Annotated in this window: 18 protein-coding genes; 11 read left to right on the top strand and 7 right to left on the bottom strand. The window is 39.2% G+C overall.

What is annotated here, in order from left to right; translation table 11 throughout:
* Positions 1-232: hypothetical protein (locus ACE1CC_RS07245; RefSeq protein WP_413269797.1), on the bottom strand; the 232-nt coding region annotated here is incomplete at its 3' end.
* A gap of 17 nt (positions 233-249) precedes the next feature.
* The gene (locus ACE1CC_RS07240) at positions 250-2,088 is read right to left on the bottom strand and encodes a ShlB/FhaC/HecB family hemolysin secretion/activation protein (protein WP_413269796.1); all 1,839 of its coding nucleotides are present in this window, start codon (positions 2,086-2,088) and stop codon (positions 250-252) included.
* Between the two features lie 122 nt (positions 2,089-2,210).
* Here ACE1CC_RS07240 and ahcY point away from each other — a divergent pair, with 122 nt between their 5' ends.
* The 4 genes from ahcY to ACE1CC_RS07220 all read left to right on the top strand — a co-directional run bounded on the left by ahcY (position 2,211) and on the right by ACE1CC_RS07220 (position 8,032).
* Positions 2,211-3,482 carry an adenosylhomocysteinase gene (gene ahcY, locus ACE1CC_RS07235; RefSeq protein WP_413269795.1) on the top strand — a complete coding sequence of 424 codons (1,272 nt, stop codon included), beginning with the start codon at positions 2,211-2,213 and terminating at the stop codon, positions 3,480-3,482.
* Between the two features lie 79 nt (positions 3,483-3,561).
* Positions 3,562-4,167 (top strand): DedA family protein, encoded by a 606-nt coding sequence (locus ACE1CC_RS07230; protein WP_413269794.1) that lies wholly within the window; start codon positions 3,562-3,564, stop codon positions 4,165-4,167.
* 24 nt (positions 4,168-4,191) lie between these two features.
* Positions 4,192-6,813 (top strand): pentapeptide repeat-containing protein, encoded by a 2,622-nt coding sequence (locus ACE1CC_RS07225; protein ID WP_413269793.1) that lies wholly within the window; start codon positions 4,192-4,194, stop codon positions 6,811-6,813.
* Positions 6,814-6,841: 28 nt separating this feature from the next.
* Positions 6,842-8,032 (top strand): DNA cytosine methyltransferase, encoded by a 1,191-nt coding sequence (locus tag ACE1CC_RS07220; RefSeq protein ID WP_413269792.1) that lies wholly within the window; start codon positions 6,842-6,844, stop codon positions 8,030-8,032.
* A 16-nt stretch (positions 8,033-8,048) separates the two neighbouring features.
* Here the strand turns inward: ACE1CC_RS07220 and ACE1CC_RS07215 are convergent, their stop codons facing one another.
* Positions 8,049-8,921, bottom strand: coding sequence for a Cfr10I/Bse634I family restriction endonuclease (locus tag ACE1CC_RS07215; protein WP_413269791.1), 873 nt, complete (start codon positions 8,919-8,921; stop codon positions 8,049-8,051).
* 1 nt (position 8,922) lies between these two features.
* On the bottom strand, positions 8,923-9,168 hold the full coding sequence (locus ACE1CC_RS07210) for a helix-turn-helix domain-containing protein (RefSeq protein ID WP_413269790.1): 246 nt from the start codon (positions 9,166-9,168) through the stop codon (positions 8,923-8,925).
* A 64-nt stretch (positions 9,169-9,232) separates the two neighbouring features.
* On the opposite strand from ACE1CC_RS07210, the gene ACE1CC_RS07205 reads away from it, so the two are divergent.
* Positions 9,233-9,364: a hypothetical protein gene (locus tag ACE1CC_RS07205; RefSeq protein ID WP_413269789.1), complete on the top strand. Its 132-nt coding sequence runs from the start codon at positions 9,233-9,235 to the stop codon at positions 9,362-9,364.
* A 15-nt stretch (positions 9,365-9,379) separates the two neighbouring features.
* Here ACE1CC_RS07205 and ACE1CC_RS07200 read toward each other — a convergent pair whose 3' ends face one another.
* From ACE1CC_RS07200 to ACE1CC_RS07190, 3 genes are all read right to left on the bottom strand, one after another.
* Positions 9,380-10,018, bottom strand: a complete 639-nt coding sequence (locus ACE1CC_RS07200; protein WP_413269788.1) for a sugar transferase — start codon at positions 10,016-10,018, stop codon at positions 9,380-9,382.
* Between the two features lie 81 nt (positions 10,019-10,099).
* Complete coding sequence (locus ACE1CC_RS07195; protein WP_413269787.1) at positions 10,100-10,435, bottom strand: late competence development ComFB family protein; 336 nt, start codon at positions 10,433-10,435, stop codon at positions 10,100-10,102.
* A gap of 273 nt (positions 10,436-10,708) precedes the next feature.
* Positions 10,709-11,815, bottom strand: coding sequence for a PEP-CTERM sorting domain-containing protein (locus ACE1CC_RS07190; RefSeq protein ID WP_413269786.1), 1,107 nt, complete (start codon positions 11,813-11,815; stop codon positions 10,709-10,711).
* Between the two features lie 229 nt (positions 11,816-12,044).
* Here ACE1CC_RS07190 and ACE1CC_RS07185 point away from each other — a divergent pair, with 229 nt between their 5' ends.
* The 6 genes from ACE1CC_RS07185 (at position 12,045) to ACE1CC_RS07160 (ending at position 21,988) form a co-directional block, all read left to right on the top strand.
* The gene (locus ACE1CC_RS07185) at positions 12,045-13,418 is read left to right on the top strand and encodes an AAA-like domain-containing protein (protein WP_413269785.1); all 1,374 of its coding nucleotides are present in this window, start codon (positions 12,045-12,047) and stop codon (positions 13,416-13,418) included.
* Positions 13,415-16,348: a CHASE2 domain-containing protein gene (locus ACE1CC_RS07180; RefSeq protein ID WP_413269784.1), complete on the top strand. Its 2,934-nt coding sequence runs from the start codon at positions 13,415-13,417 to the stop codon at positions 16,346-16,348. Before ACE1CC_RS07185 ends, ACE1CC_RS07180 begins: the two co-directional genes overlap by 4 nt.
* 177 nt (positions 16,349-16,525) lie before the next feature.
* Positions 16,526-16,726, top strand: coding sequence for a hypothetical protein (locus tag ACE1CC_RS07175; protein WP_413269783.1), 201 nt, complete (start codon positions 16,526-16,528; stop codon positions 16,724-16,726).
* Positions 16,727-16,885: 159 nt separating this feature from the next.
* On the top strand, positions 16,886-18,103 hold the full coding sequence (locus ACE1CC_RS07170; RefSeq protein WP_413269782.1) for a DUF7453 family protein: 1,218 nt from the start codon (positions 16,886-16,888) through the stop codon (positions 18,101-18,103).
* Between the two features lie 237 nt (positions 18,104-18,340).
* Complete coding sequence (locus ACE1CC_RS07165; protein WP_413269781.1) at positions 18,341-19,561, top strand: DUF7453 family protein; 1,221 nt, start codon at positions 18,341-18,343, stop codon at positions 19,559-19,561.
* Between the two features lie 69 nt (positions 19,562-19,630).
* A complete protein-coding gene (locus ACE1CC_RS07160; protein WP_413269780.1) occupies positions 19,631-21,988 on the top strand; it encodes a two-partner secretion domain-containing protein in 2,358 nt (785 codons plus the stop codon).
* Positions 21,989-22,038: the final 50 nt, after the last annotated feature.

The raw sequence follows: 22,038 nt of genomic DNA, 5'->3' as shown, positions 1-22,038 counted from the left end.
GACTAAAGTCCAACAACGAACTAGGACTAAAGTCCAACAACGAACTAGGACTAAAGTCCAACAACGAACTAGGACTAAAGTCCAACAACGAACTAGGACTAAAGTCCAACAACGAACTAGGACTAAAGTCCAACAAGGAACTAGGACTAAAGTCCAACAACGAACTAGGACTAAAGTCCAACAACGAACTAGGACTAAAGTCCAACAAGGAACTAGGACTAAAGTCCAACAACGAACTTATAAAAATCTTTAATCCCTAGCAAAGGGATTATACTGAAACGAGAAGTAAAAACCTTGTTCTTGCAAAGTTCTTTCTGGCAACCCGACATTAACTAAAGGTAAACCATAGTCAAAACGGAAGCGCAATCTTTCACCCATTTGCCATTGTAAACCCACGCCGATCGAAGCTACAGTACTAGGGTCAGGGTTTTCTCGATCGCCATTATTCCAAACTCTTCCCACATCAACAAAAGGAATAACTTGGAAAACCCCTGGACGATCGCGCAAACGATAAACTGGTATTCTAACTTCCACAGAACCTAAAATGCCATTATCCGTAAGGAATAAATCTTGACGATAACCCCGCACACTTTCCGCACCACCGATAGCAAACTGTTCTAAAGGTACGAGAGGGCGATCGGCTAACTGCATATCTGCTCTAATTAAAAAGATAGGAGAACCACTAGGATCGGAAGCATTTCCGCCTAAAAGACGTAACCATTGTGCTTGTCCGCGCCAAGAAAAGAATCTACCATCAGGAGCACTTTGGCGAATTGAAGCATCAAAAGCTCCCACACCTAAGCTAAACTGAGAACGAGCCGCAAACACCGATCGACTTTCGCGCTGCGTCCATTCTTGAAAAAATCGAATTACTGAAAGGCGCGTTTCTCCCTCCTCATTTGCACCCGGAGAAAGTTGAAAAGGTTCACCCAAAAGAGTAGTATTACTTTCGCGACGATTCAGAGTTAAACCAAGGGCTAATTCTTGATTCGGAGTCAGAATTAGTGGTTGACGAAAAGACAATTCATAATCATAAGATACCGCCCTAATATCAACAGCATCAAAAGGTTCTTCAATAATGCTACTTTTAATCCAATCAAAACCCAAACGAATCGTACCATTGCGAGCATTGACAGGCAAAATGTAATTAGCCTCAATTTGGTTACTACCATTAGTATTGCCGTAGTTAACCGAAAAAGTATCGCCATTTCCCGTTAAATTAGCTTGATTAATATTAAGTTGGCGGCGAAACACACCCACGCTGGGAGGACTATTGTTATCTAAACTAATGGAAGCGTTAAAAGTTCTTTCCGGTCTAACCGTTACTTCTAAAATACTTGACCCCGGACTAGTACCAGCCGAAAGTTCCGCCGAGATATTTCTAATTAAAGGATTGAGTTGGAGTAATTGCAAAGATTGCAACAACCGATTAACATTTAAAGGAGTTTTGGCACCCAAACGGAGACGCGATCGGACATAATTAGGATTTAATCTCCCAGTACCACTAACCCGAATCTCCTCAACCGAACCTTCCACCACCTGAATTTTCACTATCCCACCCGTGAGAGTTTGCGGGGGAATAAACGCACCTGAAGTAATATAACCTTTGCTAACATAAAGTTGAGTTACAGCCGATCGCGCCTGCAACAACTGAGCAAAAGAAATCTTCCCCACAAAAGGTTTCAACACCCGATCAAACTCTTCCTTGCTAAAAACCGTACTCCTCTCAACCTCGTACCCCTTCACCTCAATTTCCCCAGGAATATCACCAGGTAAAGGTTCAGGAACACTGGGCGCAGGCGCAGAACCAGGAGGCGTAAGCAACTCCGACGGAGGCGGTAAAGGAGTCGGCGTAGGTAAAGGAGGCGGCGGCGTAGTTGGTGGTAAAGGAAGAGTGGGAAAAGGTAGGTTAGGATTAATCTGTTGAGCAAATAATGGACTAGTGTTGCTGACAAAACATATCAAATTCAGCAACGCAGCCGAAGCCGGAATAGCAACTAACTTAGGCAACGTCATAAAAGTTAGGGATAAGTAACGGACAACACAACCATCCATCGCAAAAGTAATTCCGTCCATAAAGTTTAGCATCGGCTGCGAAATTTCCTGTATTTCGTCATAAATCTTACCCGTGTTATTCCCGAAAATCACTGAGTTAGCGACAAGGGAAAAATACTATGCTAGAAAGTTCTAGGTAAGAAGAAATTAAATTTATGGTTGCAACTCAAATCAAGCACGAAGTCAAAGACCTTTCCCTCGCCCCCCTTGGCAAACAACGCATTGAATGGGCGGGACGGGAAATGCCAGTATTAAAGCAAATCAGGGAAAGATTTGGCAAAGAAACACCCCTAGCTGGGATTCGCTTAGTCGCCTGTTGCCACGTTACCACCGAGACTGCAAATCTCGCCATTGCACTCAAAGCAGCTGGCGCAGACTCCTTGCTAATTGCCAGTAACCCCCTTTCCACCCAAGATGACGTAGCAGCTTGTTTAGTTGCAGAATACGGCATCCCCGTCTTTGCCATCAAAGGTGAAGATGCAGAAACCTATACTCGTCACGTCCACATCGCTTTAGACCACCGTCCGAATATTATCATCGATGATGGTTGCGACGTAGTAGCCACCTTAGTCAAAGAACGGCAACATCAACTTGCCGAAATCATCGGTACTACCGAAGAAACTACCACAGGAATTGTGCGTTTGCGTGCGATGTTCCGCGATGGCGTGTTAAGTTTCCCCGCCATTAACGTCAACGACGCAGACACGAAACACTTTTTTGATAACCGCTACGGTACTGGACAATCTACCCTAGATGGCATCATTCGCGCCACTAACATTTTATTAGCCGGAAAAACCATTGTTATTGCCGGATATGGTTGGTGTGGTAAAGGTAGCGCCCTCCGCGCCAGAGGCATGGGTGCTAATGTAATTGTGACTGAAATCGATCCGACAAAAGCGATCGAAGCCGTAATGGATGGTTTCCGCGTCCTGCCAATGGCGGAAGCTGCACCTTTAGGCGATATTTTCATCACCGTTACTGGTAACAAGCACGTCATTCGTAGCGAACATTTTGATGTCATGAAAGACGGTGCAATTGTTTGTAATTCCGGTCACTTTGACATTGAAATTGACCTCAAAGCATTAGCAGCAAAATCCACCGAAGTTCGCACAGTACGAAACTTTACTGAAGAATATCACTTAAACAATGGTAAGTCAGTAGTAGTAATTGGTGAAGGTCGTTTGGTGAATTTAGCCGCCGCCGAAGGACACCCCAGCGCCGTAATGGATATGAGTTTTGCTAACCAAGCATTAGCTTGTGAATACTTAGCGAAAAACAAAGGTCAATTAGAAGCTGGAATTCACTCCGTTCCTGTAGAATTAGACAAAGAAATTGCCCGTCTAAAATTACAAGCAATGGGTATTAGCATTGACAGCCTAACATCCGACCAAATCGAATACATGAACTCCTGGACTTCAGGAACATAATATGTACGTAGTTGCGCTTTAGCGCTTTGGCGCTGAAGCGCAACTACGTACCAACTACCAACTACCGAACACCAAAAATATGAAAGAGTGGATACTGCAAATCATGACTTCCCTCAATTATGTGGGAATTGGCTTATTGATGTTTTTAGAAAATCTATTTCCCCCCATACCTTCGGAATTAATCATGCCCTTAGCAGGGTTTACAATTTCCCAAAAACAGATGGAATTTTTCCCCGCTATTTTCGCCGGGGTTTTGGGAACAATGTTGGGTGCTTTGCCTTGGTATTATGTAGGTAAACTGGTCGGAGAGGAGAACATCAAACGGTTAGCTGATAAATACGGCAAGTGGATTACCATTAGTAGAAAAGATATTGAAAAAGCAGACCAATGGTTTCACAAACACGGCGAAAAAGCCGTGTTTTTTGGTCGCTTAGTACCGGGAGTTCGCACGCTGATATCTTTGCCAGCAGGTATCAGCAATATGAAGTTAATCCCATTTTTAATTTATTCTACGATCGGCACGACGATTTGGGTAAGCTTACTCACTTTTGCCGGTTATAAATTAGGGGAACATTACGAATTAGTAGATGAATATCTCGCCCCGGTTTCTAAAATTGTCGCTGCGATTCTAGTAGTTGCTTTAATTATTTGGATTGTGAGAAAAAGAACGAGAAATCAAATGTAAGCAAGAGATAAATCAAAGGGCAAAATGGGAGGTAATCTCCTAGATAAAGATTACAAATTCATTGCCACAGAACCACTAGGAAAAAGTGGTCAGAAGGGTGAACGCAAAGTCTGGGAAGCTGTCAAAAGCGTATTTTCTGAAAGGGAATGTATTGCTTATTGGCGTTATCCCATTTTTTGTGCGGTGAGGAAAGTTCGCAAAGAACCAGACATATTAATAGCTGATATCGAACTTGGTCTAATTGTAATTGAGGTAAAATCAATAACAATAGACCAAATTCTCGCTATTAATGGTCATCGTTGGGAGTTACGCAACTTTTATACTAATAGTAGCAACCCTTACGAACAAGCGGAAAATCAATTGTTTGGGTTGTTGGGATATTGCGATCGCGAACCCAACCTCCGCAGCCAAGTCAGTGGTAGAGTTATAGTAGCCTTACCCTTCATTTCCCACCAGCAATGGCAAAACAAAGGTTTCGCCAAACTCCCCAGTTCGCCGCCTATCCTCTTCCAAGAAAATCTGTTTTTAGAAACCGAAAACCCCACATTTTTAGCTCAAATTCGTCAAACCTCTCCCATAATTAAAGGCAGAAAACTAAACCCAGAACAATGGAAACTACTTTTATCAGTATTAGGAGGAAACCCAGTTTTCCGCCAACGTAAAACTAACCTTTCCCACAACCAAGCAGAACTAGAAAAGAAAAGTCTTCGCACCAGTACCCTAGAAAAAGTCAGACAAAACTTATCCGAATTCGACTTACAACAAGAAAATATTGGAAAACAAATTCCCCCCGGAATGCAAAGAATTCGTGGGATTGCAGGTTCAGGAAAAACCGTTTTACTATGCCAAAAAGCGGCGAATATGCACTTAAAATATCCCGAATGGGATATTGCTTTAGTGTTTTTTAGTCGCAGTTTATACGAACAAATAATTAACCAAATAGATAAATGGATACGCCGCTTTAGTCATAACGAAGTTCAGTATAATCCCAACAATGAAAAGTTGCGCGTCCTTCATGCGTGGGGTGCAAAAAATCAACCAGGACTGTACAGCATCATTTGTGAAGCAGCAAACGCCCCGAAATTAACTGTTTTTGATACGGAAAATAAACAACCAAATGAATCTTTAGCAGAAGTTTGTAGTTTTCTTTTAGAAAAAACCCAAATCCCCCAAATCTTTGATGCTATTTTAATTGATGAAGGTCAAGATTTGATGGTTGATGATGAATTTAAATATCAAGATAAACAACCTTTTTATTGGATGGCGTACCAAGCATTACGACCTTTTGATGAACACCATCCCGAACAACGCCGCTTAATTTGGGCGTATGACGAAGCGCAAAGTTTAGATTGTTTAAATATTCCTACAGCAGGGGAATTGTTTGGCGATGAATTAGCGCATTTAGTAACAGGTCAATATCCTGATGGTATCAAAAAAACGGAGATTATTCACCGATGTTATCGTACTCCTGATCCTATTGTAACTGCTGCTCATGCGATGAGTATGGGTTTGCTACGTCGGGGGGGAATGGTATCAGGAATTACCCGAACGGAAGATTGGCAAGCGTTAGGTTATGAAGTGCAAGGTCGGTTTACTCGCGGTCAACAAGTTACTCTCAAAAGATTGACCCAAGACTCTCCTAATATTATCACAAAACTTTGGGAAAAGCCAGTTTTAGAGTTTGAAACTTATAATTCTAGACAGGCGGAGTTAAGGGCTTTAGCTGATAGTATTGTAAGGGATGTGTTGTGCGATCGCCTCCAACCCAGCAAAGAAATTTTGGTAATAGTTTTAGGTTCGTTTTTCGAGGCGATGCGATTAGAAAATCATGTCGCTGAATTCTTAATGTCGGAAGGTATCGATATATTTATTCCGGGGACAACTGATTGTAACATTTTAAGGGGGGAGGGGGAGAATAGCGATCGAAACAAATTCTGGTGTGAAGGCGGCGTTACCGTCTCGCGCATTCATCGCGCCAAAGGTAACGAAGCAGACATGGTTTATGTAATTGGTTTAGATAATATTGCCAAAGACGAAAGTAATATTAGATTAAGAAATCAACTTTTTATTGCTTTAACCAGAACTCGCGCTTGGGTGAAATTGAGTGGCGTTGGTAACTATCAAATGTATGAAGAAATGCGCCGAGTAATTGCCAGTGGCGACACTTTTACCTTTACCTTCAATCATCGCCCAAAACGGGAAATTAGCGTCACCGAGGCCGGAGAATTGTTAAAAAGATATGCAGCAGGCGGAAGAAACTTTCAAAATGCAGATTTGCGAGGAATTCAGTTAGCTGGTGCTAATTTAAGAAGTGCAAATTTAATTAGTGCTAAGTTGAACAATGCTAATTTAAGTAATGCCAAATTGGATAGCGCAAAATTGGTAATTGCCGATTTGAGTAATGCTGATTTAAGTAACGCCAGTTTGCGAAAAGCTAAATTAATGGGCGCAATTTTAAGAGAGGCAAATTTAAGCGGCACAGATTTAAGTCGTGCAGATTTAAGCGATGCAGATTTGCGAAATGCAAAGTTAGTTGGCGCGAATTTGTTGGGGGCAAATTTGAGTGCTGCTGATTTGACTAACGCAGATTTGACAGGGGCGAATATTGCAGGGGTTGAGTTGGGAGATAGTAAGGTATATTTATAGAGTATTATTTAAAGTTAAAGCTAAATCAATGAGCAATAAACCAAAAATTTTTTCTTTTTTCGCAGGTTCAGGGTTTCTCGATTTAGGGTTTGAATTAAATGGGTTTGACATCGTATATGTCAACGAAATTTATTCCCCATTTATGCAAGCATATCGTTATTCAAGAGAATATCTTAAAATACCTACGTCAAAATATGGCTATCATGAAAAAGATGTAACTAACTTAATTGAAGGAGAAGAAGCATTAAATCTTTGTTACTTAATACAGGATGCTCGTAAAGATGCAAGTATTATTGGTTTTATAGGTGGGCCTCCCTGTCCTGATTTTTCAATTGGGGGAAAAAACCGAGGTAAGGAAGGAGATAATGGTAAGCTTTCAGCCTGTTATATTGAATTAATTTGCCAACAGAAGCCGGATTTTTTCTTGTTTGAAAATGTCAAGGGATTGTGGAAAACTAAAAAACACCGGGCTTTTTTTGAAGAACTGAAAACTAAGATAATTCAATCAGGTTATGTGTTGATAGAACGTCTAATTAATGCTATAGAGTACGGTGTTCCTCAAGACAGAGAACGAATTATTTTGATTGGTTTTAGAACTAGCTTACTTAAGGAATTAGGAATTAAAATTAATAGCAATATCGGAATCTTACCAGAATCATATTTTCCTTGGAATAAATATATAATACATCCGAACAATAAAGTTTTTTCTTTACCTTGGCCTACTACCAACTTATTTGAAGAAAATTCTCTCTTGCCTCATCCTGATAGCATATCACTACCTTTAACAGTAGAGTACTGGTTTAAAGAAAATGATGTGCTTAATCATCCAAATGCTGAACACCATTTTCAACCAAAAGCTGGAATTAAGAAATTTGCTTCGGTTGATGAAGGAGATGTTTCCAAAAAATCATTTAAGCGGCTTCATAGATGGAGATATTCTCCAACAGCTTGCTACGGAAATAATGAAGTACACTTACATCCTTATAAAATACGTAGATTGTCAGTTGCCGAAGCACTGGCTATCCAATCTTTACCTAAAAACTTTATTCTTCCTGCTAATATATCACTAACTAATATGTTTAAAACAGTTGGTAATGGTGTTCCTTACTTAGCTGCAAAAGCTATTGCTAAAACCATGCTTGATTTTTTAGAAACAAGAGAATGGGATGATGAACTACCAGTTAATCAGCAATTGGAGTTACCACTAATATTTAGATAATATTTACCTGCTTATACTATGGTTTCAGAACATCTTCAATTAACGGCATTAAATCTTGTTTTCTATTATATAGATATGTCCCATCTACTAGTTTAAAGTTTTGTTCCATCACGATACCATGAGGGGCAACTGCTGTGCTAAATATAGTTCTATCAGCAGAGGTTAACTCACTAGCAACCATATAATATTTCCAACTTTGCTTTAATATATATCCCATTGCTTTGATCATTGCTGCTTCAAACAATGGTTGATATCTACGATCGGGACGATTTGAGGTTTTTAGAGAAACTGCTGCTTTTACTTCTGTTGCTTGTAATGTACCTTTAAAACGGTTGTAGAACACCAAACTGTCTGGATTTTTTGCTTGATCTTTTAGAAGCGCCTGAATAGATGAAAAATTATTACTATTACTCACATCAACAATAATGTAATCTGGACTTGGGAGAAAGATTTTATCTTTAAAAGGCGCAATTTTAGCTAAATCATTTCCGTCAATGAATTGATTATTATTGAACAAGCTAAGAAATTTGGAAGAAACTTCTTCTCTTCCTTCACTTTGTAACTGAGAGTTTGGCAGTGAAAATATAACAATACAGCTATTATTTTGCTGATTGATCTCGAAAAGGATTTCCGATAATAAGCTAGTTGCTATAAATTCATTCCATCTTCCAGCTGCATTATTCAGAGCGCCTACTTCAGGATTTTTGCCGTAATTAGATCTAAAAGCTGTTATAGTTATTTCTTTAAGCCAGTTGATGATTTCATTAACAGATTGATTATTGTCAAGTTTTTCAACTAATTCAGATGACAGATTTTTATAAATTATTATGCTATTTATTTGAACTTTACCGTTTGACTTCTGTGTAAACCATTCGCTATCACTAACCATTTTATTTATCTCCCTCAATTCCATAGTTGGCAAAGAGGGTAGAGAGAGAAATTTCTAGTGCCTTTGCCAGCTTTTCAATGTTTTCTAACGAAGGATTGCGGGAACCTCTCTCAATATCAGAAATGTAAGTACGGTGGAGTCCTGATCTAAAAGCAAGCTCTTCCTGGGAAATACCTAGCTCACCTCGACGTTGCTTGATAGCAAGTCCAAAGCGCTGTTTAATACTTAGTTCACCCTTTTTTGTCACAGTCTAATGTTGAGTGAATAGTAGTTTATAAGTCTACAGACTATAAGTGACATTAAAGCTGGAAATGGCAAGACAAAGGAAAAGTACGATCGCACCCACCCCCACCCCACCGCAAAAAAGAAAAAGCGATCGCTCCCTCTCCCTGCGAAAAACAGAGTGCGATCGCATTAGATACAGATATTTTAATTTGGTGTGAAAAAAATCAGCTTACTTAATAAGCACCTGTTTGTCTCAGCATCAGAAAAACTGTTTGAAAAATAATTACTAAGTCATACCAAGGATTCCATAATTTTTGGTAACGCAAATCGAGAGCAACAATAGCTTCAAAATCTTTGATGTTCGATCGACCATTGACTTGCCATTCACCTGTTATACCTGGTTTTACATTCAATCTTTGCCAGTGATGTGCAGTGTAATGAACAACTTCATCTCTTGTGGGAGGACGAGTTCCAACTAAACTCATTTCCCCTGTGAAAACATTCCAAAATTGCGGAAATTCATCTAAACTGGTGCGGCGTAAAAAGCGTCCAACTCTGGTAATACGGGGGTCATTTTCGTTTTTAAATATTAATCCTTTGGCTTCGTTTTTAATTGATGCTTTTAGTGCATCAGCGTTTTGCACCATCGTCCGAAATTTGTAAATTCGGAAAGTTTTACCATAAAGACCATAGCGTTTTTGAGAGTAGAAAATTGGGCCATGACTATCTAATTTGATGGCAATGGCGATCGGGAAAAAAATTAAAGCTAAAATTAATAATCCGATTAAACTACCGATAATATCTATCAACCGTTTAGAGAGAGAGCTAGTGGAAGGGTGAGAAGTTCTGAGTGATAATGATAATGTACTCATTGAATTATTGACCTCAGATTGCATGGGTTTAGTTGAAGAGTAAATCAGATTTTAATTAGCTTCTCAATGGAGTTACGCTTATTAACTAGCGTTTGCGTAGCGTGCTGTGAAGCTTATTTCATCTCCATAAGGGCGCGATTCCTTTTTCCTTTGAGCCGCCTTTATTCCCCAGCTTGTAGCTTTAGAAATTAAATCTTTTAAAGTCTTTCTGGCTTGTTTTTGTTGCCAAAAGTAGCCATCTAAAGAAGTAGCATATAAAGGAGGTAGACGATTGAGAGCGTAAGCTATAGCATCATTTATATTGATAGATTTAGCGACATTTTCAGGTAGGTTTTGGAGTTGCTGCTCTACTTCTTCAATTACCAAGAGTTCCATTGCGTTACGATAATTTGAGAGTGATTTAGGTAGGGAATTCATAGCTTAAAAACCTGAATGATGATAGTTGAATGGCGATCGGTTTAGAATTAGTTAGGTTTGTTTGTTTGTTTAACCTATCTTTAGTTTGCCCGATCGCACTTACTCCCGTCGATAGCTAAAGTTACAGCAGAATAGTAACTCCGAGTCAGGTAGGTAGAGCAAAAGTTACAGGAAGTTACAGCTGATGAGGCTAGAAGCTAACAGCTATAAAGAAAAAGCCCACCAACGTGAGCTTTGAAGTTGTTAGCTATGAAGTAAGAGAGAAATGAGAGATTAAGCCAGAGAATCAGCTTTTGAAACTAACTGCTCTTTTGGGGAAGAGGAAGTGCGACGTTTCAACATCCAAGCACCACCAAAGATTAACAAAGCTAAGGCGGAAGTCGGTTCGGGAACTGGCTTAGGTTGGGGGTTTGGTTGAGATGAGGAAGTCATCTTGAAACTAGCAGTTTCTCTGTCAAAGATGAACTGACTTGAATAAGTTGGACTTGAAAGTGCTTTTAAATCACTAGCAGTGAAACCCTGATTGCTAGTAACTTTAAATTTAGAAACCCCGCTACCTAGCAGTTTAATGAAGTCAATATTATCACCAGATTTATATTGACCAACGATCGCATCTCCCACAGAAATAGTAAACAAACTACTGTCATTCAGACCAGCCAAAAAGTTAGAGACTGCATTAAATTTCGCATCTCCAGCCATCTCCAATTCAAAACTATTACCTGATAGATTGGATGGAGTAGCGAACCAAAAACCACTTTGGGCATTATCAAACATTAAAGAATCGCCGACTTGTTGGGCTGAAATTGGCACGAGTCGAGAGGAACCTGTGACAACTGAATGAGTAACTGTTTCGCTAATATTTCCCCCTGAAGCTAACTCAGAAAAGCTCGCTCCAATCGCACAAGACTTACCAGAAAGTATACATTCTAGCATGGTTTCTTTGCTTGCTATGATGTCAGAGGCAATAGAAAATCGGCTTTGAGTTGGGGTTCCGTCATCCTTTTTGACGAGCAGATCGAAATAGTTGTAGTTCTTGCTTGGATCGTTACGGTTGGAGTTATTTAAAGCCAAAAATTCTCTTTGAGTTGAATCCAATTTGAAGTCTACTGCTGTACCATCTAAAAACAGCTTAAAATCAGTGATATCACCATTTCCTCCATATAAAGTCGAATCAGCTATCCCATTTTGATCGTACTGAGGGTTAGAGATATTAAAAAGCCAATTACTATAAAGATAGTCGCTCACCGTGTAGCTGCCTTTAATTCGGTTTCCATTAAAATTAAAAGTGACAGCATCAGCGGAAAGGGTCGTCAATCCTAAAGCTACTAGAGTGGTACTGGTAGCAGATAAAAATAATTTTTGCCAAGTTTGAGAAAACATATCTTTGTCCTTTACTTTTTGGAGTTGCAATTGTTTAGAATTAATCAGGTTTTGTTTGTTTAACCTGTATTCAGTTTCCCCGATCGCACTCACTCGCGTCGATAGACAAAGTTACAAGACAATTTTGATTAAATTTGTTAATTCTCAGTTAAATAGATAGGACAAAGTTACAGGAAGTTACAGCTGGTTCAGTACAATATCAATAAAATATGCCTTTCGACAGCTACAAATGAAAAAGCTTTCTGAATCTATGGACTGGGAATGTGGACTTGAAATGATTAACCAGGCATTACTGGCGAAAGTAGGTAGGCAGCTAAGTCTGGTGGAAGTAGCGATTCTTAAAGGTGCGTGGGAAGGTGAGACTTACGAAGCTATTGCCGACGCAGCTAACTATTCGGCTGGTTATCTGAAGCGGCACGTAGGGCCAAAACTGTGGCAAATGCTGTCTGAAGCGTTGGAGCAACAGGTTAGTAAGTCAAATTTTCGTTTGGCTTTGGAGCAAATCAGACAACAAAATCAGGAGTCAAAAGTACTTCTTTCGGCAAACAATCCTACCCCGGTTTTACAACCTGTTAGTAATAGCGATCGCGCAGAAGAAACGCCAATTGTCGATCGCTATGTGAAGCGCGAACCAATCGAAACTATCTGTTATGAAACTCTTTTACAACCAGGTTCTTTAATTCGCATTAAAGCTCCTAGCTTAATGGGAAAAACATTGCTTGTAAATCATACTTTGGCAAAATTAGCAACTGGAGGCTATCGAACTGGTAATTTAAGTTTTGAATTAGCCGATCGCAAAACTCATTTAACTAATCTCGATAAATTTTTACGTTGGTTTTGTATTAACGTTAGCCGAGAGTTAGAAATTCCTCCGCAATTAGATGATTATTGGGATGAGGAAGATATGGGTTCCAAAGTAAGCTGTACTACTTACTTTGAAGATTATCTTTTGTCTCAAGATGATAGTCCAGTTGTATTATGTTTAGATGATGTAGATTTACTCTTTCCTCATCCTGAAATTTACGAAGATTTTTTTGGCTTGTTGCGATCGTGGTATGAAAAAGCTAGAAGTCGCCAACGTTGGAAAAAATTACGCTTAATTATCGTCCATTCCACAGATGTTTATATCCGCTTAAATATCAATCAATCTCCCTTTAATGTTGGTTTACCCATAGAACTATCAGAATTTAGTAGCGAACAAGTAGTAGAATTAGCAAAGCAACAGGGATTAGAATCAACAAAAGATATCATCGAAGCGCTAATGCAATTATTAGGAGGTCATCCTTATTTAATAGAACAAGCGTTATTCTACCTGAAAAATCATCCCGAAATAACTTTAGAACAGATGTTAGCAGACGCTCCTACAGATCGGGGAATTTACGCTAGTCATTTGCGAAAATATTGGTTAAATTTACAATCAAACCCAGATTTGGCAGAAGCGTTTAAAAAAGTCATCACTTCTAACCAACCCGTGCATCTACAACCTATCCAAGCTTACCAGTTACAAAGTATGGGTTTAGTCAAACTTGCTGGTAATGAAATCGAGCCTCGCTGTAAATTATATTGCCAGTATTTCCTCCAACATTTAGAGGATATTCAATGAACATTGAACGGAATACTATCTATAAATATCAAATTGGGGGAAGCTTACCCGCTAGCGCTCCCACTTACGTAACTCGACAAGCAGATTTAGACCTTTATAATGCTTTGTTAGGTGGGGAATATTGCTATGTTTTAAATTCCCGCCAAATGGGAAAATCTTCCCTCCGAATTCAGACAATGTGCAAGTTACAAGCACAAGGAATTAGTTGCACTGAAATTGAATTGAGTGGAATTGGTAGCCAGCAAATTACAGCGCAACAATGGTACGGAGGGATAATTCAAGAGTTAATTAGTGGCTTTGATTTACAGGTAAATCGACGCAATTGGTTGCGCGAACATGAGGATCTTTCACCTGTACAACGTTTGGGAAAGTTTATTGAAACTGTGTTGCTGGATCAAGTCAGCGGAAATCTGGCAATTTTTATCGATGAAATTGATAGTGTTTTAAGTTTAAGTTTTCCTACAGATGAGTTTTTTGCTTTAATTCGGAACTGCTACGATAAACGCGCAACTAAACCGGAATATCAACGCTTAACTTTTGTTTTGTTGGGAGTTGCAACGCCTTCGGATTTAATTCAAGATAAAAATTCTACTCCTTTTAATATTGGGAGAGCGATCGAATTAAAAGGTTTCCAATTAGAGGAATGTGTTACTTTAGCGTCAGGATTACAAGGAAAAGCGAGAAATCCTCAAGCGGTTTTAAAAGAGGTTTTAAGTTGGAGTGGTGGACAACCATTTTTAACTCAAAAAGTTTGTTGGTTAGTAGTTAATTGTTCTGAAGATGAAATGATTCCTGATGGTGAGGAAAAAGCATTGGTTGAGCGGTTGGTGCAAAAGCGAATTTTGGAAAATTGGGAATCTCAAGATGAACCAGAACATTTAAGAACAATTCGCGATCGCATTCTCAGAAATGCTCGTTCTACCGAAAACCTACTCCTACTATATCAGCAAATCTTACGCCAAGGAAAACTCGCAGCTAACAATAGTCACGAACATCTAGAGTTAAGATTATCTGGATTAGTCACCAAACAACAAGGCAATTTAGTTGTATATAATCGGATTTACCAAACTATATTTAACGCTGATTGGACGATCGCACAACTTAAGGTTTTCCAGCCTAATTTAACTGAAGATAATTCCACTCTACCACCTACTTCGAGAGACAAGAAAGTTTTAGCTGCTATAGCCTTTACGGATGTGGTTTCTTTTACTAAAAAAATGGCAGCGAACGAAAGTCATACATTAGCTTTGATCGAGCGTGACTTTAAGTTAATGAAAGAGATTTGTCAGAGATACGAAGGACAAATACTCAAATCTCTAGGTGATGGAATTCTCATGTATTTTACGAGTGTGGAAAAAGCTGTTGCTTGCTCGATCGACATTCAAAAATCATTAGCTTTAGCTGCGGCTAATTTACCCAAAAATGATGTTTTATTGCACAGAATTGGCATTCATTTAGGAGAAGTTTTTTTTAGTGGTAGTGATGTGATGGGAAATGGCGTAAATTTGGCAGCACGTCTGCAATCAGAGGCAGAATCAGGGGGTATTTGTATCTCTGAAGATGCCTACAAAGCAACGAAACCTGACTTGCAAAAACAGGCATATTATGTAGGAGAGCGCCAGCTAAAAGGAATTTCAAATCCCGTACCAGTTTATCACATTCCTACTTTTTATTCGCTAACTGAAACGGGAGTTAAATTACAATTAAATCCTTTAAAAAGGCGGGCAATAAATTGGTTAAAAGTGATGTTAGTGAGTACGATCGCAACTAGTTTAACAGTAGGAGTGCGATCGCTCGGTTGGTTGCAAACTTGGGAATTACAAAGTTTTGATTTATTAATGCAATTACGACCTCAAGAAAAACCAGATGAACGGCTTTTATTAGTAACTATTACCGAAGAAGATGTGCAATCTCAACCTGCGGAAGAAAGAGTAGGTAGTTCATTATCCGATCGTTCATTATTGCAACTAATAACTAAACTGGAAAAATCTCAACCAAAAGCGATTGGATTGGACATTTATCGCGATCGCGCAACAGCCAAAGATTATCAGAATTTAGCTAATTGGATGAAAAAGAGCGATCGCTTTTTTGCCATCTGTCATTATGGAAACCCAGGAGTTATTCCCCCACCAGAAATTCCCCCATCTCGCCAAGGTTTTAATAATGTAGCAACCGATATTGATGGCATTCTGCGCCGTCATTTATTAGCTGTTAGTTTACCATCTCCTTGCCAAAATAAATACTCTTTTAGCTGGCAAATAGCAACCCATTATCTAACCAAACAAAAAGTTAAAGCTAAAGTAACTCCAGATAATTATCTTCAGATTGGTTCAACTGTATTTAAAACATTAAAAAGTAACACAGGTGGCTATCATAATATAGATGCAAGCGGTCATCAAATCATGTTAAATTACCGTGCTACAAATCAGATTGCTAAAACAATTAGTTTGAAAGAAGCTTTGAGCGATCGATTAAACCCCGAATTAGTAAAAAATCGAATAGTTCTCATTGGTACTACCGCTCCCAGTTTTAACGATCATGATTGGCGAACACCTTACAGCAGCACTCAAGGCTCAATTAAAACCATGTCAGGAGTAGAAATTCAAGCACATAAGATCAGCCAAATTCTCAGTGCTGTTTTGAATCATCGACCTTTGATTTGGTGGTTGCCAAAACCTGTAGAAATTGTCTGGATTTTCTGCTGGTCATTATTAGGAGCAATCTTAGCCAAAATTTCTTATTCATCGCAGAGTTTGATAATTAAAGGAGGAATTGCTATTGCTATCCTCTGGGTAACTTGCTTTTTGATTCTAACTTTTCCAAGTGGTTGGATACCTTTATTACCCGCAATTTTAGGATTAGCAATTAGTGGAGGAGGAGCAATGTTTCTCCTGAAAAATTACAATAAACATCTCCAAAAAAGATTGTAATAGATCCCCGACTTCTTGAAGAAGTCGGGGATCTGAGCAGCTGTAAGTACCTGTAAAATTCCCTCTCAGTTTCCTGAAACATTATCTATCGACAGCCCTAAATTAATCTGACAAGCTAAATATTAGGTTAACCCCAAGAGGTCATCCAAGCAATTACTAATGATGAAGGATTCCACTATGAATAATCAATTTCTCAGCTATCAAAAAGTAGAATCTGCGCTCTTACCTTTACAACATACGGAAGCGCATCTGAGTAGTTTTGTTCAGTGGGTATTGCAAACAACTTCAGGTGAAAATGTTCCCACCGATGCAGCTTTAGAATTGCTCGATCGCGCCTGGGAAGCACAAAAATTACTTTGGCAACTACGAGAAGGTTAATTTATCACAGTAATGACTTTCCTGTAACTTCCTGTAATAAGCTGACTGCAATTTCATGGACTCGAACAAATTCTCCTGTAACTTTATCTATCGACTTAATCAAGTCGATTAAAGAAACTGAATAAGTAAATACTTAGTTTAAACAGGAGCGAAATATTTATGAATAAACTTGCAGAATTGTCAGCAGCAACAGTTATTGGTCTCTCCCTAAATTTCATCGGAACAGGTGAGGCGTTGGCATATTCTTTCACTCCTATTACTGTTAGCGAAAGCTCAAATCCTTGGTTTAGGAATTCGGTAACTTCACCCTCACTTAATGATAATGGCACAATAGCTTTCTGGGTTTATTTCCAAGATTCTTCAGAAGGTCTTTACACTGCCAATAATGGTTCGCGAAATCTTCTTGCCGATACCGCTTCCTCTCCAGTTAAATTTTTTATAGGAGGAGCAGGTACACCTGCGATCAATAACCAGGGCACAGTAGCTGTCTATGCAGACTTGGATAATGGGGGAGGAGGTATTCTTAGCTTCAACGGTCAATCTTTGACGACTATTGCTGATGGTAATGGTTCCTTCTTGAGCTTCCCACCATCTGTTGCAATTAACGATAGTGGTACTGTAGCTTTTGGGGCTGAATTGGACACAGGAAATCGAGGCATTTTTACATCTAACGGAGGCACTATTAAACAGGTAGCTGAGTTACCTTCCAGGAACCCTTCCAGTTTCTACGATCCCTTCGCTCCAAGGGTTGCTATTAATAGCTCAGGTACGATTGGCTTTACATACTGGCAAAATGTCGATTTTGAGCTAGGCTACTCTGCTTTATATCTCAATGATTCCGTCGTCGCCGATAACAGTGGCAAGTTTGAGCTCTTCGGTAGTCCGGCACTTAACGATCAAGGTAAGTTAACTTTTTTCGCTACCTTAGATTCAGGAAACGGAGGCATTTTTCTTTATGATGGTGAGCAGATAATTGACTTCGCCAACAACAATGACAACAGTTATTTTAAAGGGTTTAATTTTTATGATGCAGCGATCAATAATCAAGACACTGTAGCATTCTTTGCCCAGCAGAACCTTAATGATGGTACTTCTTATCAAGGTATCTTCACTGGCTCAAACCCGCAAACTGACAAAGTAATAGGTGTTGGTGATGAGCTACTTGGCTCTAAAGTGAAAAACCTGAGCTTTTCTAGTAAAGGGCTAAATAATTTAAATCAAATCGCTTTTTATGCCGAATTAGAAAATGGCAGCAAAGGATTCTTCCTTGCTAACCCCACACCTAAGTCTGTTCCCGAACCTGTATCTGTATTCTCTTTGTTGGCTATGGGTGCTTATGGTTTAACCTTGAAGCGATCGCAACACAAGAAAGCTTAATGTATTTCTGCATAGCAGTGTCAAATATAGAGTAATGGTGCGTTGCGTTATCACGCTTCGCACCCTACGGATAGCTGGGAATTTATGTAACTTCCTGTAACAATCTGACTGCAATTTCAGAAACTCGCACAAATTTTCCTGTAACTTTATCCATTTACTTAATCAAGCCGATTCAGGAAACTTAATAACTAAGTAAACGCCAGAGCAACATCTAGTTTCAAAAGGAGCGAAAAGTTTATGAGTAAGCTTGCAGAATTGCCAACAGCAACATCTATGAGCCTCTCCTTAGATTTTATCGGTATGGGTGAGGCATTGACATATTCTTTCACTCCTATTACTGTTAGCGAAAGCTCAAATCCTTGGTTTAAGGAACTGGGAGCAGCACCCTCACTCAACGATCGCGGCACGATCGCCTTCTGGGTTTATTACCAAGACTCCTCAAAAGCTCTTTACACTGCCAATAATGGCTCGCGAAATCTTCTTGCCGATCGCACTTCTTCAGGGGCTAAATTTTTCCTAGTAGCAGGTGATCCTATCATCAATAACCAGGATACTGTAGCTGTCTATGGGGAATTGGAGCGGGGAGGAGAAGCTATTCTCACTTTCAACGGTGAATCTTTTACGCCTATTGCTGATAGTAAAACTTCCTTCTTCTGTTTCCCATCATCTGTGGCAATTAATGATAATGGTACTGTGGTTTTTGTAGCTGAATTGGACACAGGAAACCGAGGCATATTCAAATCTAACGGCGGCTATACTAAACAGATTGCTGAGTTACCCGCAAAAGATTATTTCAGTATTTACGACCCCATGATTACCAGGGTTGCTATTAATAATCCTGGTACAGTTGCCTTTACATATTGGGAATTTGTTGATTTTCTGCCTGGTTATTCTGCTTTGTATATTAATGATTCGATCGATCCGATCGCAGATAACATCGACAAGTTTGATCGTTTCACTAATTTGGCAATTAATGATGAAGGTAAGGTAGTTTTTTGTGCTGACTTAGCTTCAGGAAACGAAGGCATTTTTCTTTATGACGGTAACGAGATAATTGAAATTGCTAACAACAATGAAGGCAGTTATTTTCAAGATTTTAGCCTTTCTAACCCAGCAATTAATAACCAAGGTACTGTAGCATTCTTTGCCGAACAAAGCTTTAGTGATGATAATTCTTATCAAGGTATTTTCACTGGCTCAAACCCGGAAACTGATAAAGTAATAGCTGTTGGCGACGATCTGCTTGGTTCTAAAGTTAAAAAACTAAGCTTTTCTGGTAAAGGGTTAAATAATTTGGGTCAGATCGCTTTTTATGCCGAATTAGAAAATGGCACTAAAGGATTTTTCCTTGCTAACCCCAGACTTAAGTCTATTTCCGAACCTGTATCTGTATTCTCTTTGTTAACTATGGTTGCTGATGGTTTAAATGTGAAGCGATCGCAAGGCAATATTATTTAGCCTGAATCACAACCTGCAATATACTGCATTAAAGACGACAAATAGCAGCTTTTATTGGGGTTTGATTTAATGAAGGCGCAGCAGTTGGGATTTTCTGTGTTCTATTTAATTGCTTGTACTCCGGCGATCGCACAAATTGTCCCAGATACCACTTTACCAAGCAATTCCTTAGTTACCCAAGAGGGAAATATCAGCATAATTAAGGGAGGAACACAAGTAGGTGGAAATTTGTTCCACAGCTTTCGCGAGTTTTCCATTCCTACAAACGGCGAAGCTTTTTTTAACAATGCAACCGATATTCAAAATATTTTTAGTCGGGTAACAGGTAGCTCAATTTGTAATATTGATGGATTAATTAGAGCCAATGGTACAGCTAATTTATTTTTAATTAATCCCAATGGAATTATTTTTGGCTCTCAGGCAAGATTAAACATTGGTGGGTCGTTTCTAGCAAGTACAGCTAACAGCATAAATTTTACGGATAGCACTTTTTTTAGTGCAACTAATCCGCAATCAACAACGCTACTAACTATTAGTGTACCGATCGGCTTACAATTTGCGAGTAACCCAGGCAATATTGTCAATCAAGCTAGGGATATTAATAACAATGGTTTGCAAGTGCGATCGAGAAAAAGTTTAGCACTTGTGGGTGGTAATGTAATGCTTAATGGTGGGGTTTTACAAGCACCGGGAGGTCAAATTGAATTGGGAGGTTTATCTAATGTGGGAACAGTTGGATTGAGTTTAGTTGGCGATCGTTTAAACTTGGATTTTCCAGAAGGTGTAGCACGCTCAGATGTCTCGCTGATCGATATGGCTCGTCTTTCGGTAGTACCTGATTTTAATAATACTGATTTGATGCAACCTCCGAGTAAAATAGCCATCAATGCTCGGAATATAAATTTCGTCACAGGCATAGTTTTTGTCGAAACTTTACGCAATCCTTTATCTAGGAACAGAAAAGCCGGAGAGGTTACGTTTAACGCTACAGAATCCATCTCATTATCACCTATTTTTCTGATTGCAGATGGGATTGATGGTGTTATTAATATGCAAGCTCGATCGATTTCCTTGATTGACTCTGCATTGCAAGTCAATAATTTTAGAGAAGGGGGAACTGCCAAGATATCTTTACAAGCTAAAGATCGTATATTTATAGATTTCGGTTTTATGGTCAGCAATACTTCGGGAAAAGTGCCCAGTGAAATTAACATTCAAGCTCGGTCAATTTCTATCACTAATCGCTCTCAAATCAGTTCCTTTGGGCTAGGCGATGGAGCTTTCGGAACAATTAACATTAACGCTCTTGATTCTGTTAGTATTTCCGACAGCCTTTTAACTAACTTTGCTCTTGATAGGACAGCTAGAGCAGGCAATATTAATATTAAAGCGCGATCGCTTTTTTTAACCGATGGTGCTCAAGTGAATGCCAGTACCGCTAGAAATACAAATGCCGGAAATATCGATATTGTTGCTGATTTTATTACTATCTCTGGAATTGGTCGATCGATAATTAATAGCGGATTAAGTAGCGGCTTATTTGCTAATGCTACAGGTTCTAATTCCACAGGTTCGGGAGGCAATATTAGGATCAGAACTGGGCAATTAATTGTCAGCGATGGAGGCAAAATTTCGGTGTTTAGTGATGGGAGAGGAGCAGCGGGAAACCTTTTCATTGATGCGGATTTTATCAGATTGGAAAATCAAGCTTCTCTCAATGCTGATACTAAAGCTGGGCAAGGTAATATTACTGTAAATTCTCCTTTTTTATTAATGCGTCAAGGTAGCCGAATTACTACTAATGCTACTGGGAGTGCGATCGAAGGTGGCAATATCACTCTTGACCTAAAAAATGGCATTTTAGTCGCCTTAGAAAATAGCGATATCAATGCTAATTCTCAAGAATTTAAAGGAGGAAAAGTTAACATTAATGCGCTAGGAATTTTTGGCACTCAATCTCGGCTGACACCTACCTCAGAAAGTGACATTACTGCTAGTGGTGGCACAGAGGAATTAAGAGGAATAGTGCAAATTAACACCTCAATAGTTGACCCCAGTTCGGGATTAATTCAATTACCCGAAAATGTGGTAGATACTACTCGTTTAGTCGATCGACGTTGTTCTCCTCAACAACAACAAAGTACATTTATAATTACGGGGCGTGGCGGCTTACCTATTCCCCCGAATGAAGCCCTCAATGCTGAGAGTATTTGGGAAGATTGGCGGATTAGTTCTGATAATCCCAAAATCAGGGAATTAAATTTAACTAATAGAAACCATCCTGAAAGTATCAAGCCAAAACCCGAAACAATTGTCGAAGCCCAAGCATGGTACAAAGATGGCAATGGTAATATTATATTAACAGCACAAGCAAGTTCAATAACGCCTCACGGAAATTGGTTGAATTCTCCCTTTTGCCCACCTTGAACTAAAAACTAGTTCGGGATTTGTCTGATATTTAGTTTGATTTATCGTCT

Origin of the sequence: Floridaenema aerugineum BLCC-F46, assembly GCF_041929345.1 — a bacterium.
Classification (GTDB): Bacteria; Cyanobacteriota; Cyanobacteriia; order Cyanobacteriales; family Aerosakkonemataceae; genus Floridanema; species Floridanema aerugineum.
The sequence above is the reverse complement of the archived record's forward strand: the minus strand, read 5'-3'. Positions and strand labels throughout refer to the sequence as shown.